This is a genomic window from Serratia sp. MYb239 (assembly GCF_002966855.1).
GTDB classification, from domain to species: Bacteria; Pseudomonadota; Gammaproteobacteria; order Enterobacterales; family Enterobacteriaceae; genus Serratia_B; species Serratia_B rhizosphaerae.
Genome location: NZ_CP023268.1, coordinates 3,263,853 through 3,276,769 on the forward strand (window position 1 = coordinate 3,263,853; position 12,917 = coordinate 3,276,769).

Annotated in this window: 14 protein-coding genes and 1 tRNA gene; 7 read left to right on the top strand and 8 right to left on the bottom strand. The window is 54.5% G+C overall.

Annotation, left to right across the window (positions count from 1 at the left end; all coding sequences use genetic code 11):
* Nucleotides 1-78: 78 nt before the first annotated feature.
* Nucleotides 79-1,266 carry a sugar transporter gene (locus tag CLM71_RS15765; protein ID WP_105231822.1) on the bottom strand — a complete coding sequence of 396 codons (1,188 nt, stop codon included), beginning with the start codon at nucleotides 1,264-1,266 and terminating at the stop codon, nucleotides 79-81.
* Nucleotides 1,267-1,437: 171 nt separating this feature from the next.
* Nucleotides 1,438-1,842: a hypothetical protein gene (locus tag CLM71_RS15770; protein ID WP_145961109.1), complete on the bottom strand. Its 405-nt coding sequence runs from the start codon at nucleotides 1,840-1,842 to the stop codon at nucleotides 1,438-1,440.
* A gap of 480 nt (nucleotides 1,843-2,322) precedes the next feature.
* Between CLM71_RS15770 and CLM71_RS15775 the strand changes: the two genes are divergently transcribed.
* A tRNA-Asn gene (locus tag CLM71_RS15775) sits at nucleotides 2,323-2,398 on the top strand.
* A 54-nt stretch (nucleotides 2,399-2,452) separates the two neighbouring features.
* On the opposite strand, the gene mgrA is transcribed toward CLM71_RS15775, so the two are convergent.
* The 4 genes from mgrA to CLM71_RS15795 all read right to left on the bottom strand — a co-directional run bounded on the left by mgrA (nucleotide 2,453) and on the right by CLM71_RS15795 (nucleotide 6,085).
* Nucleotides 2,453-3,487, bottom strand: coding sequence for an L-glyceraldehyde 3-phosphate reductase (gene mgrA, locus CLM71_RS15780; RefSeq protein WP_105231824.1), 1,035 nt, complete (start codon nucleotides 3,485-3,487; stop codon nucleotides 2,453-2,455).
* Between the two features lie 154 nt (nucleotides 3,488-3,641).
* Nucleotides 3,642-3,959 carry a PTS system regulator TmaR gene (gene tmaR, locus CLM71_RS15785; protein ID WP_105231825.1) on the bottom strand — a complete coding sequence of 106 codons (318 nt, stop codon included), beginning with the start codon at nucleotides 3,957-3,959 and terminating at the stop codon, nucleotides 3,642-3,644.
* 162 nt (nucleotides 3,960-4,121) lie between these two features.
* A complete protein-coding gene (locus tag CLM71_RS15790) occupies nucleotides 4,122-5,186 on the bottom strand; it encodes an FUSC family protein (RefSeq protein ID WP_105231826.1) in 1,065 nt (354 codons plus the stop codon).
* Nucleotides 5,187-5,317: 131 nt separating this feature from the next.
* Complete coding sequence (locus tag CLM71_RS15795; protein ID WP_105231827.1) at nucleotides 5,318-6,085, bottom strand: N-acetylmuramoyl-L-alanine amidase; 768 nt, start codon at nucleotides 6,083-6,085, stop codon at nucleotides 5,318-5,320.
* A gap of 177 nt (nucleotides 6,086-6,262) precedes the next feature.
* Here CLM71_RS15795 and CLM71_RS15800 point away from each other — a divergent pair, with 177 nt between their 5' ends.
* On the top strand, nucleotides 6,263-7,009 hold the full coding sequence (locus CLM71_RS15800) for a S24 family peptidase (RefSeq protein WP_105231828.1): 747 nt from the start codon (nucleotides 6,263-6,265) through the stop codon (nucleotides 7,007-7,009).
* Between the two features lie 6 nt (nucleotides 7,010-7,015).
* Here CLM71_RS15800 and CLM71_RS15805 read toward each other — a convergent pair whose 3' ends face one another.
* Complete coding sequence (locus CLM71_RS15805; protein ID WP_105231829.1) at nucleotides 7,016-8,125, bottom strand: SDR family oxidoreductase; 1,110 nt, start codon at nucleotides 8,123-8,125, stop codon at nucleotides 7,016-7,018.
* Between the two features lie 254 nt (nucleotides 8,126-8,379).
* Between CLM71_RS15805 and CLM71_RS24025 the strand changes: the two genes are divergently transcribed.
* The 5 genes from CLM71_RS24025 to sbcB all read left to right on the top strand — a co-directional run bounded on the left by CLM71_RS24025 (nucleotide 8,380) and on the right by sbcB (nucleotide 12,423).
* Nucleotides 8,380-8,538, top strand: a complete 159-nt coding sequence (locus CLM71_RS24025; protein ID WP_158684828.1) for a hypothetical protein — start codon at nucleotides 8,380-8,382, stop codon at nucleotides 8,536-8,538.
* Between the two features lie 157 nt (nucleotides 8,539-8,695).
* Complete coding sequence (locus CLM71_RS15810) at nucleotides 8,696-8,938, top strand: DinI family protein (RefSeq protein WP_105231830.1); 243 nt, start codon at nucleotides 8,696-8,698, stop codon at nucleotides 8,936-8,938.
* 77 nt (nucleotides 8,939-9,015) lie between these two features.
* A complete protein-coding gene (locus CLM71_RS15815) occupies nucleotides 9,016-10,044 on the top strand; it encodes a hypothetical protein (RefSeq protein WP_105231831.1) in 1,029 nt (342 codons plus the stop codon).
* Nucleotides 10,045-10,055: 11 nt separating this feature from the next.
* Nucleotides 10,056-10,466 (top strand): hypothetical protein, encoded by a 411-nt coding sequence (locus CLM71_RS15820; protein WP_105231832.1) that lies wholly within the window; start codon nucleotides 10,056-10,058, stop codon nucleotides 10,464-10,466.
* Between the two features lie 526 nt (nucleotides 10,467-10,992).
* Nucleotides 10,993-12,423: an exodeoxyribonuclease I gene (gene sbcB / locus CLM71_RS15830; protein WP_105231833.1), complete on the top strand. Its 1,431-nt coding sequence runs from the start codon at nucleotides 10,993-10,995 to the stop codon at nucleotides 12,421-12,423.
* Nucleotides 12,424-12,456: 33 nt separating this feature from the next.
* On the opposite strand, the gene CLM71_RS15835 is transcribed toward sbcB, so the two are convergent.
* Nucleotides 12,457-12,909, bottom strand: coding sequence for a universal stress protein (locus tag CLM71_RS15835; RefSeq protein ID WP_105231834.1), 453 nt, complete (start codon nucleotides 12,907-12,909; stop codon nucleotides 12,457-12,459).
* Between the last annotated feature and the right edge of the window lie 8 nt (nucleotides 12,910-12,917).

Sequence of the window (12,917 nt, forward strand, 5' to 3'; positions counted from 1 at the left end):
AAAACTGCGGGGATGCGGTTTGGCTGGGGGAAAATTTAACCGGCTGACGAAGAGGGTTCGCCAGCCGGTCTGCACGGCTCAGGCGCGATGATGCTGCAGGCGCTCGCTGCGGTAGAAGTTCAGCACGCACCACCCCAGCGCAATCAGCGCCAGCGGCGCGCCGACCAGGCCGACGTTCGGCATGCCGAGATGCAGGCTGACCTGGTTGCCCAGCAGCGCCCCGCCTCCGATGCCCAGGTTGTACAAACCGGAGTAAATCGACATTGCAACGTCGGTGGCGTCCGGCGCCAGGCTCAGCACCTTCGCCTGCATCGACAGGCCGATAGCCATAATCGCCATCCCCCAGAACGCGCACAGCAGCGTCAGGTGCAGCTCACTGTCGGCGGCCGGCAGCAGCAACAGCAGGCAGACGGCCAGCAGACCGATCGCGCTGATAAACAGCCCGGACGGGAAGCGTTCGCTGTAGCGGCTGAACAGCAGGCTGCCGATAATGCCGGTCGCGCCGAACAGCAGCAGCATCAGCGTGGTGAAGTTATCGCTCAGGCCGGCCACCCGCTGGATAAACGGCTCGATATAGCTGTAAGCGGTAAAGTGCGCCGTCACCACAATGATGGTCAGCATATACAGGCTGACCAGCGCCGGGCGCTTGAACAGTACCGGTACGCTGGCCAGCGAGCCGGAGTGCTCGCTCTTCAGCACCGGCAGCAGCCGCCACAGTATCAGCAGCGCCAGCGTCGCCGCCACCGCGATGCCGATAAAGGTCATCCGCCAGCCCAGCAGCTGCCCGACGACGCGCCCCAGCGGCAGGCCGAGCACCATCGCCAGCGCGGTGCCGCCCGCCAGCATGCTCAGCGCCTGCGCTTTTTTGCCCGCCGGCGCCACGCGGATCGCCAGCGAAGCGGTAATCGACCAGAACACCGAGTGCGCCAGCGCCACGCCGGCGCGGGAAATCACCAGCGTGGTGAAGTTCCAGGCAACCGCCGTCAGCACATGGCTGGCGATAAACAGGATAAATACGCCAATCAGCAATTTACGCCGTTCGATTTTGCTGGTCAGCAGCATGCACACCAGCGAGGCGGCGGCGACAATCCAGGCGTAAATCGTAATGATCAGCCCCACCTGCTCGGTCTGCATGGCAAAACTTTGTGCTATATCGCTCAGTAAACCAACCGGAATAAACTCGGTGGTATTAAAGATAAAGGCGGAAACGGCAAGCACGACAACGCGCAGCCAGGCTGTGCGGCGGGAAGCGGCGACTTCGTTCATGAGTAAACAGATCCAGAACAGGTGGGTAGCAATGGGGATATTTTATCCAATTGCCGGAAAAAACGCGACCCCCATCACACTTTTATGCCGATTTTTTTACTTACGCCGTCTATTCGGCGCAGGAGAGAAGGATGACGTCCGGCAGCGAACGTCATCCAACCGCGCCGTCCGTCAGATGTTTTCCACCCGCTCAACCAGCGCCTGAGTTAACGCCGTACGAATGTCATTGCAGGCTTTGCCGATGCGGTATTGATAGCCGGAGTCCAGAATGCCGTTGATCTCACGGCTCAGATTGGCGCGCACCTGCGTATAGAGTTTGGCCTGCGTCAGAATCTGATTTAATTCGGTGTTTTTGCTCTGATAGGCCGCCGGCGAAACCTGCTGCAACGCATTCAGTTCTTTCATGCAGGTATACAGGGCGGCGTCGTTGCCCACATTCACTGCCGGCCGGGTTGATAACATGGAGGATGTTTCCGTGGCTTGCGCCTGCTCCGCCTTGGCGACGGAACGGTTGCCAGCCTGCTGGCAACCCGCCAGTAACGCGCAAAACGTTACTACTGCGATGGTTCTTTTCATAACTTTCAAAATCCCAGAAATGCGGCAACGGCAAACTATATACGCCGTCAGACGTGCTGTTATAGGTATCAAACCGCCAGGCAAGCGCGTAGCGGCTTGTTTATCAGGGATATTCCCAAACAAGCCGTCATGCTAACACAGAAAAATCCCAACAAACAGTAAGGTGAAATGAAAAGTATTAATATAAACAGGGCTATCGTTTTTTTGTTAACTCTCTGGAAAGTAGCTAAAAGTCAGCAGGTCATCGGTCAGGCCGTCGCCTGCCGCTCCGCCATCGCCTGATAACCGCGCCTTCGTTAACGGCAACACGCCAGGCGATGGCAATAACAAGGTTTCTGCACGCAAAAACCGCACGGCTCAACATTAAGATGCTGAAAAATGGCGCGAATTGTTTATTAAGCCAGCGAACGCACCGTTTAACCCTCCTGACGCTTTGACAAAGCCCGCCCGGCTCGTTACTATGCGTCCCGTTCACACGATTCCTCTGTAGTTCAGTCGGTAGAACGGCGGACTGTTAATCCGTATGTCACTGGTTCGAGTCCAGTCAGAGGAGCCATATTTAGAAAAGCCCGCTTAAGGCAACTTAAGCGGGCTTTTTGCTATCCGGCGTTTAGCGATCGGACGATGCCTGCCAGAGATTAAGCTGGCCGTCGGCCACGTGCTCATCAATCTGCTGCAGCTCCGCCGCGCTGAACGTGAGGTTGTTCAGCGCCTGGCAGTTTTCCTCCAGCTGCTCCGGCCGGCTGGCGCCAATCAGCACCGAGGTGACTCGATTGTCCTTTAACAGCCAGCTCAGCGCCATCTGCGCCAGCGTTTGCCCGCGCTGCTGCGCCAGCTGGTTCAGCAGCTGAATGCTTTGCAGGTTCTGAGCGGACAGCATGCTCTCTTTCAGCGAACCGCCCTGCTCGCGCTTCATGCGCGAATCCTCCGGAATGCCGTGCAGATACTTATTGGTCAGCAGCCCCTGTGCCAGCGGCGTAAAGGCGATGCAGCCCGTTCCCTGCTGTTCCAGCGCATCCAGCAGGCCGCTGCTTTCGACCCAGCGGTTCAGAATGCTGTACGAGGGCTGATGGATCAGCAGCGGTATTTTCCATTCCCGCAGCAGCGCCGCCATTTTGACGGTACGGTCGGTGGAATAGGAAGAAATCCCCACGTACAGCGCCTTGCCGCTCTGCACCGCCTGCGCCAGCGCCGCGGCGGTTTCTTCCATCGGCGTATGTTCATCCACCCGGTGCGAATAAAAGATATCGACGTAATCCAGCCCCATGCGCTTCAGGCTCTGGTCGAGGCTGGCCAGCAGGTATTTGCGTGAGCTGCCGCTGCCGTAAGGGCCGGGCCACATATCGTAACCCGCCTTGGTGGAAATAATCAGCTGATCGCGATACGGCAGAAAGTCCTGCTGCAACAGCCGGCCGAAATGGCTTTCTGCCGAGCCCGGCGGTGGACCGTAGTTGTTTGCCAGATCGAAGTGGGTAATTCCCAGATCAAACGCTTTACGCAGCAGCGCCCGCTGGGAAGAGAGACTGTGACCATCGCTAAAGTTGTGCCACAGTCCCAACGACAGCGCAGGCAGCTGTAGCCCGCTGTTGCCGCAGTAACGGTATTGCATCTGGTCATATCGGGAAGCATTTGCACAATAAGTCATGAGTGATCCCTACGCATTGTTTAATATTAAAACGTCGTTTCAATATCAGACTAAAGCGTGGTTCACCGGCTGGCAACGGGTAAAGCGCATAACTTTGAGGCAGGTAAAATTAAAGCAGGCCAGATCGTAGATCTGGCCTGTGGGGAACGTTGGGTTACTTCACTTCGCCCATGGCTTTCAGCTTTTTAGACAGCTCGCGACGCTCTTTCGACAGATCGGCATTTTTGATGATGTAGTCATCAACGCGATCTTCATAGTCGCTGCGCATATTGGCGATGATGGCCTGAATGTCTTCGATGCTCATGCCCGGCTTGATGTACTCGCTCAGGTTGTCCAGCAGCAGTACACGCTTCTGGTTATCACGGATTTTCTTTTCGTTATCGACGATTTCGCGCTGCAGCTTGTTTTTACGGCGGAACATACGCACAAACTCCAAAACATCCTGGAAACTCGGCTTAGTTGCATTATCCATCTTTATACCCTTGCTTTAGTAATACACAGATTCATTTGCTTACGGCCACAATGTTCTCAAGATACAGGTTTGTGGCGGTGCGGCACAACTCCCAATACCGCTATCTTACCCACTTTAGCGTCGCGGCCAAAACCCGAAGCGCACGCTTAATGATCTCACACACTATTCCGCGCTGTCGGCGGTACAGACTTTAAGCAGATCGCCCAGTTCTTCCAACTGCTGCGCCAGCTGCATACTGAGCCACACATAGCCGTAAATCGGCGCTTCAACGTGCTGCCCGCCGGCTTCCTGCATCAGGGTTTTCAGTTCGGCGGAGATCTCCCCCAGCTCGCCAATGGTTTGCTGTGGCAGACCGGGGCCGCCGTGCTCCATCATCGCCGCCAACGCCTCTAGCGAATGCAGCGTCAGCAGTTGAGCACTGCGCAGCTTTTTAGCGTTCAGCATAATAAAGTGCGTTTCACGCGATGCCCAATAGGCATCGGCCAGCAGTTCCAGCGTGCACACCAGATTGCGGCTCAGGGTCTGCACCGCTTCAAACACTTCGACGGAGATATGGCTTTCCTTACTGCTGGGGGCAATCAGACTGCGCAGCTTCACCACCTGATTCAGCAGGCGCTTCAGGCGCAGCTCCAGCCGCGGCCTCTCCACCACGTTCGGCGACAAATAGGCGCCATAAACCTGCCCGGCGGTGCGAAAACACTCCGCCATCTGCATCCGCCACAGAATATAGGCGCGCTGCGGATAAATGCTGGTGAACAGCAGCGCCAGTATCGAACCGAAGATGACATCGCCGCTGCGCCACAGCGCGGTTTGCATATCGCCGCTGCCTTCGCCGCACACCACCGCCAGCGTAATGCCGATCAGCAGCGCCATATAGGGCCGTTTACCCAGGGTAAAGTAGCCGCAGACGAACATCACCACCCCGCACCACAGCAGCATCAGCGGCAATGAATAGATTGCCAGATACAACGCCACCAGCCCGGAGGCGGCGCCGAACACCGTGCCGGCAATGCGCTGCAGCGCCCGCTGCGACACGTTGCCCCAAAACGATATCGGCCCCATCACCACCACCAGCGTAATCAGCGGCCAGGTGCCTTCCGGAACCTCCAGCAGGCGGATCAGTAAAAAGGTGAGAATAAACGCCAGCCCGATGCGCACACCGTGCACAATGCGGTAATGACGGTATATCAGGTGTTCAAATGAGGAAATGCCACGATCCAGACGCACGGTGAGCCCACTTACTGATAACGGAAAACCCTCAGTGTAGCGGAGCCAGCACAAAAATGGATAACCGGGAATGTAGAAGAATATGTGCCGCAGCGGGAAACCGGGCGCAGCCGCTACGCCCGGCTTAGCTATTATGCAACGTATTTATCCACCAGCGCCTGCAGGATCGCCGCGGTTTCCGCATCCATTACGCCGTCATATTTCTGCGGACGGAAATGCAGCTGAAACGCCCGCACCAGCTGGCGGTAGCCTTCGTCATCGCCGGCGGCGCTGACGTCATAACCATATTTGGCAAACAGCGCCAGCAGTTGCTGCCGGTCAGGCAGCCCCTGGTTGCAATAGTAGTGCTGATAGCGCTGACGCGTTTCTTCCTCATACCAGGCGCCGACGCCGGCCTGATACAGCTGATGCCACGGGAACTGCGGACCGGGGTCGCTCTTGCGGCCGGGCGCAATGTCCGAATGCGCCACCACGTTGACCGGAGAAATGTCCGGGTAGCGCTGCAGAATATTGCGCGTCAGCTGGATCACCGCCTCAATCTGCTGTGGGTCAAACGGCGGGAACGTTATATCTTCGCCGTCGCCGCTGGCCAGATTAACGATCTCAATGCCGATCGAGGTGTCGTTCAGGCTGTTGCGCGCGCCCCACTGACTGACGCCGGCGTGCCAGGCGCGCTCCTGCTCATCCACCAGGTTAAAGATGCGCAGCCCGTCGAACCCGGCCGCCTGATAGCTGGGATCCTGCGGATCCGGCACCAGATAGTGAGCGCTGACGGCGTTGCCGGTCAGCGAAGTGATCGAGTCGGCAAAATTTTGCGCGGTATAATGCAGCACCAGAAAGCGCACACGGCGGTTAAAGCTGGCCACCGAACGGTAGCTGTTGTAATCGATAGTGAACATCGCAGATTCCCTCTTTGCGTTAGCTGTCCAAAGGTATTCGCATAGCATCATGATACGCGAAGGCTGGGTGGTATGAACATCACCACGCTTTATTTTTAGCTAAACGCTAAATTTTTAGCAAGCGTTTTTAGCGGATAAAATATTTACCTTTTTGCTAAAGAGTGCGATTATCCGCCCATGGAAACCAAAGAAATAAGACGCAATAATTTGCGCGACCTGATGGCCCGCTACGCACGCAACGGCACCAACCAGAACGAGTTCGCCGCCCTGGTGGAGTCTTCCGCGCCCACGCTGAGCCAAATCATCGGGGACAAATCTTCACGCAATCTTGGCGACAACCTCGCCAGGCGGATTGAGGCCAGGCTGAATTTACCCAAGGGCTGGTTCGATGTTTTCCATGAAAAGCAGCTGGCCAAACCCTTTGATAACGTCGATACGGCGTCAGACTTTCAGCCTGCCCGCCTGAAGCCGGTGGTGTGGGAAGACACCAATCAGGACAAGGAAGAGTTTGTGGAGATCCCCCTGCTGGATATCGATTTCTCTGCGGGCGACGGCTGCTATGAAATCGTCGACCGCGAAGAATTTTCGCTGATTTTCCGCCGCTACTATCTGCACAAGATGGGCGTACCGGTGAATGCCGCGCGGATTATCCGCATCTCCGGCTCCAGCATGGAGCCGCGCCTGCAGGACGGTGACGTGGTCGGCATCAATACCGACGATTTACGCATCCGTGAAGGCAAAACCTACGCCATCCGCCACGGCAATCTCCTGCGTGTCAAAGTGCTGCTGGAGCAGCCGGACGGCGGCGTGATTATCCGCTCGCTGAACCGTGAGGAGTACCAGGATGAGTACCTCAGCTATCAGCAGCGTAAAGATCAGCTGGTGGTGCTCGGCCGGGTGTTCTGGTCATCCTCATCCTGGTAAGCGCGCTTATTTGAAGTCCACCGCCATCTGCTGCGGAATCGACTGGCCGCGGGTGCTGACCACACAGTGTGCAAGATAGTCGGTAAAGCGCGGCGGCTGCGGCATCCCCAGCTTCAGCAGTTTATCATTGCTAAAACGCACGTTGAGCATGGCGAACGAGCCGTACAGGCGCATCGCTTTCAGCATCAGCCGTTCGTTGCACGGGCCGAAGATATCCTTAAGTTGACGGCGCATCTTCACCAGCGCCTCATAGCTGACCTGCGCATAGTGTTCGCCAACCGGCGCCTGCTCCAAAGCGCTGGCCATGGCGCGGTCGATATCGGCAAAGCTGACGCTGCGCTCCGCCCCGGCGGAGATATGGTACACATCGTTCTCCAGCCTTTCGCCGTTCAGCAACATCACCAACGCATCGGCGCAGTAATCCGCCGGGATCACGTCAATTTTGTCCTGTAGCGAACACATAAATTTGCGCAGCATCAGCGCCATGCTGAATACCCAAAAAATGCTGCTGGATGGCTGGCAACCAAGGCGCGTGTGGCCGACGACGATCGACGGCCGGGCAATCACCAACGGCAGCTGCGGCAGTTGCTGACGCATCAGCTGTTCAATGGCAGATTTGGAACGGGTGTATTCCACCAGATGCTCGGCGTCTTCGGCGAACTCGCCGCTTTCTGCCACCAGCGTGCCCGGTTCCGGCGTACAGGACATGGCGGTGCCGACGTGTAAAAAACGCTGCAGCCCTTCCACCTGCGCCATTCTGCTGGCCAGTGCCAGCGTACCCTCAACGTTAACTTTCCAGATCAGCGGGTTATTGCCAAATGACGCCACCGCCGCACAGTTAATCACGTGCGTCACATTATTCAAGCGCGCATCCCTCAGGAAACTTTCCGCGTCGGCCAAATCCCCCAACAAAATACTTTCCGGTGTAATTCTATCTAATACTTCAGGCGTCAGGTTAAACTTGGCCATATTATTTTTAATCCGTGCCAATCCCTGTTCTTTATTTTCCGCACGCACCAGAAGCAGATAGTTTACCTGCTGATTTTCAATTAATAATTTTTCCAGAACCGCACCACCCAGAAAGCCGGTAGCACCTGTCAGCAACAAAGTTTTCATTTCGTTTTACTCGTAGAAGGATAGAATAAAACGGATTTTAAATGGCAATAATTAAACGCATCATCAATCAACTATGCGGAGAGAAAACAAATATCGCCGTTAAGGCTTCATTAAGGTTTGAACTGAAATCCATACAATATCTTTAGTTACACTCTTATATTCACACTCAAGATATTTAATCGGTTCGTTGAAGGATTATTTATATTATCTCTGTCTTAATACGCGTGATTTTTCCCTTTTATTTCGGAACCACTATGAGTTACAACCAAAAAGTCTGGTCAGCGGTACTCTTGATGTGCGCCCTGTTCTGGACAGCAATCATCGGCACGCTCTGCACGTTGAATGACCATCATCACCAGCCAGGAAGCTACGCCGAGCAAAAAAACAGCGTTGCCAAGCATCCGACATGTTAAGAATAATGCATTGAAATTAAACCTATTTCATCATCTGCTCTTTTCCTGGCTCTCTTTTATCTACGCATAGAGGCATGTGCGCTCTGCTCTGCTTGACGGAAAGACACCTTACGGATAAGAATACTGTACACAATCACAGTAACCTAAAGATGATGATATGTTTGTAGAGCTGATTTTTGACCAACGTAATGTGCAGGGATTGCCGGGCGCGGCCGGGATTATCAAGGACGAACTGACAAGGCGGGTGCACAAGATTTTTCCCGATGCCGAAGTGAGGGTAAAACCCATGCAGGCCAACGGCCTGAATACGGATGTCAGCAAGAGCGACAAAGAAAAACTGAACCGCCTGCTGGAAGAGATGTTTGAAGAAGCCGATCAGTGGCTGGTTAGCGACCTGTAGCCGTTGAAATATTAGGTAAGGTTAGTTTAAGGTACATAGGCTAAAAGTCCCTATCGACTATGACAAGGAGTCACCCCATGGCCTTACCTCCCCGTCAACGGATTGAACCTGGTTACTGCGTTGTTGAAACCCCTGGTTCGCTCACTTCGCAGGCAAACATGCTGTTCAGAAACCCAAACAGCGAAGCCGCCCGCTATTACCTGCAGCTTAATGCCGATACTCCATGGGTGAAGCCGGGACATATTCTGATCGTTGCCGATCCGCACAACCCCCACCAAGGCCCAGCCCTACACCATTTACGCCGGGCCAAAAACCAGGTGAATAAAGCGATGGCGCAGGTGGATGCCGAACAAGCGACATTTCTGCAGCGCAATTACGACACTCTCGCCACCATACTTAATGGCAGCAGCACCGGATTAGGCATCGCCAGTGATTCAGGGAAACGCTACTTTGAACGAATTGATGAAATATTGCGAAAAGTAGAAGCTACGTATCAGAACCAGTTCCGCACCCAAGGTACGCTGATTGGACAGCAGTTTTTTGTCGAACGGAATCGCCTGTTTGGGGAGCTCAAAGTGATGCTGGATAAACCTGTATTCAGCCGACTAACGCGTAAAATCCTGAATCTGCGTCCGTATGACAGCATCAAAAGCGCCCTGAATTTGTCAAGCCGCTCAATTGTCCATGAGTGGTCTACGGTTGGCGTGGGCGCGATTAGAGGTTATTCGACTTATCTGGATGGAACCAGCAGAGCCATTAAATTTATGAAGAATGCTGGATGGGTGGGTTTGGCAATATCAGCGACCAGCACGACCAATGACGTGTATCATGCCTGTTCCACTGGACGTGAAAGCGAATGTACCCGAGTCGCTATACAGGATTATTCAAAATTCTCTCTTGGTACCGCTGGAGGGATTGGGGGTGGAATGGCCGGCTCGTGGGCTGTTGGTGGGATTTGCATTGCTGCTGGTATTGCGACAGGGGGGACGGCAGCATTAGCGTGCGCGATCGTCGGAAGCGGCCTTGGAGCATATGGAGGGGCTGCTGCGGGTGAAGCCCTCGGCCAGAAAGCGGGCAGTTTAATGGCCGATATTTTAGTGAAATAAGTTAGGAAATTATGGGCGATATTCTCAGATATACCGGCGTTTTTATGACCTACTCTGGCCTGCTGTGTTTTTTCATCAGCCTCATTTACTTCGCCATTATAAAAAAACGCTATAACAATCTTATCTCACAATATAAATCTCATGGTTTTTTCATGAAGCAATTTGATATATTAGCTTCTTCCTCAGGTTTTTTTGGAAGTGTATCAGTCACTTATTTTTTTTGGCAACTATTGACTCACAAACGAATCCGGCTTTCTCGCACCGAATTTCTTGGAGATGAACCTTATAACTTCATCGCTTCATTTCAGAAAAAGGATACACAGTGGATAAAAAGGTACTTTTACCTTTTTATAATTTGGTTTGGCCTAGTATTCTTGGGTGGAATATTGATATATCTTCCTGACTGGTTTCAATTACGTTAATATTTTCACTTCGCATTGTTGTTTATCTCTGTAAATAGCCGGGGTCCCTCCCGGCCGATTTCTGATTCTTCTTAGTTGACTGGCGGCAGTTAACGCAGCTTGCTCTCAATATACGCTAACTGCAGCGCCATAAACTCGTCCATCCTCAATATGTACGTCCCCCGACAAAAAAACAACTTCCTATCGCGCTCTCTAGCCGTGTCCTGCTCTTGACCGTAACCTTACTGTCTGTGGTGCCGTTAGTATTCAAAATACTGGCGCTGAGTCCGCCGACATCTGATACTTCAGGACAGCCTGAATATGGTTTACCATGTGTGGAGCGCAGCTTAGTATCGCTGATAGCCATAATAATTTTTTGTACGCAGTTGATTTGTGGTTATGTACCAAATATGTACGCAATACGACATGGGCAAAACCATTCCGGACAATACAACCGATAACAACCATGGACAAAGCCAGCGAAAATCGAAGGATAAAACCTTTAAAAATCTGCATATTACACTACAAACGCGGACAAAATTAGACAGTGAAAAACAACAGCAGACAGAATACGTTTTACATCCACGACTATGAGACCTTTGGCAAAAGTCCGTCGCTGGATCGTCCGGCCCAGTTTGCCGGCGTGCGCACCGATATGGACTTCAATATCATCGAAGAGCCGCTGGTGATCTACTGCACCCCGGCGGATGACTACCTGCCGGATCCGGAAGCGGTGATGATTACCGGCATTACGCCGCAGGAAGCGCTGGCCAAAGGCGTTTGCGAAGCCGAGTTTGCCCATCAGATCAACGAAGCCTTCAGCGTTCCCGGCACCTGTATCCTCGGCTACAACAATATTCGTTTCGATGATGAGGTCAGCCGCAATATTTTTTACCGCAACTTCCACGATCCTTACGCCTACAGCTGGCAAAACGGTAATTCACGCTGGGATCTGCTGGATGTGATGCGCGCCTGTTACGCCCTGCGGCCAGAGGGAATTGTCTGGCCGGAAAATGACGAGGGCTTCCCCAGCTTCCGTCTGGAGCACCTGACCCGCGCCAACGGCGTCGAGCATGAACAGGCGCACGACGCGATGTCGGACGTGTATGCCACCATTGCCATGGCCAAGCTGCTGAAGCAGGCGCAGCCGCGCCTGTTCGACTACCTGCTGCAGCACCGCAACAAGCACAAGCTGAATGCATTGATCGACATTGCCGAGATGACGCCGCTGGTGCACGTTTCCGGCATGTTCGGCGCGGCACGCAGCAACACCAGCTGGATCGCGCCGCTGGCCTGGCACCCGGAGAATAAAAATGCGGTGATCGTCTGCGATCTGGCCGGCGACATCTCCCCGCTGCTGGATCTGAATGCCGATCAGTTGCGCGAACGCTTATATACCCGCCGCGACCAGCTGGCGGCCGATCAGCCGCCGGCGCCGATCAAACTGGTGCATATCAATAAATGCCCGGTGCTGGCGCCGGCCAAAACCCTGCTGCCGGAAAATGCCGAACGGCTGGGCATCGATCGTCAGGCCTGCCTGGATAACCTGCAGATTCTGCGTCAGCACCCGGAAGTCCGCGAGAAAGTGGTAGCTCTGTATGCCGAAGCGGAGCCCTTCACCCCGGCCGACGACGTCGACGCCAAACTGTACGATGGTTTCTTCAGCGATGCCGATAAAGCGGCGATGAAAATCATTTTGCAAACCAAGCCGCAAAACCTGCCGGCACTGGATCTGGCCTTTGGCGACGGCCGCATGAAGGAGTTGCTGTTCCGCTACCGCGCACGCAACTATCCGAACACGCTGGACGATGCCGAACAACAACGCTGGCTGCAGCACCGTCGGGAAGTGCTCAACGCCGAGCGGGTGCAGGCCTATATTCTGCAGTTGGAAGCGCTGTATAACCTGCATGAAGGCGACAACGCCAAAATGGCGCAGCTAAAAGCGCTGTTTGATTATGGTAAGCAGCTGGTCGGGTAAGGCAGGAGTGCGGTGGGCCTGGCCCACCGCAGGTTATTCGTCAATGCGCACGTCGATCAGCACCGGGCAAGGCGCATGTTCAATCACCGCCACGCTGCACGAACCTTTCAACAGGCGGTTAAAGGATGACATCTGGCGACGCCCCATCACGATCATCGCTGCCTTCTGCGCCTTCGCTTCCGCGACAATCGCTTCCGCCGGCTCGCCGACCAGCACCTTGCCGCTGGCACTGACACCGGCCTCGCTCAGCACCGCCAGCGCCTGCCGTACCACCGTTTCGGCCGCCTGCTGCTCGTCATTGGCATAGGCAAAGTCAGCCGGGTCTTCGCCGCCTTCTTCATCGCCGTTCACAACCAGCGCGTAACCCGCATCGATGCAGCATACCGCCAGCGCCTGCGCCTGCAGCGCCCGCGCCTGTTCGGCGGCCAGGGCCAGCACATATTGCGTCGCGTCCGAATTATCCACCGCCACCAACAACGTTTTCATCTCAGGCT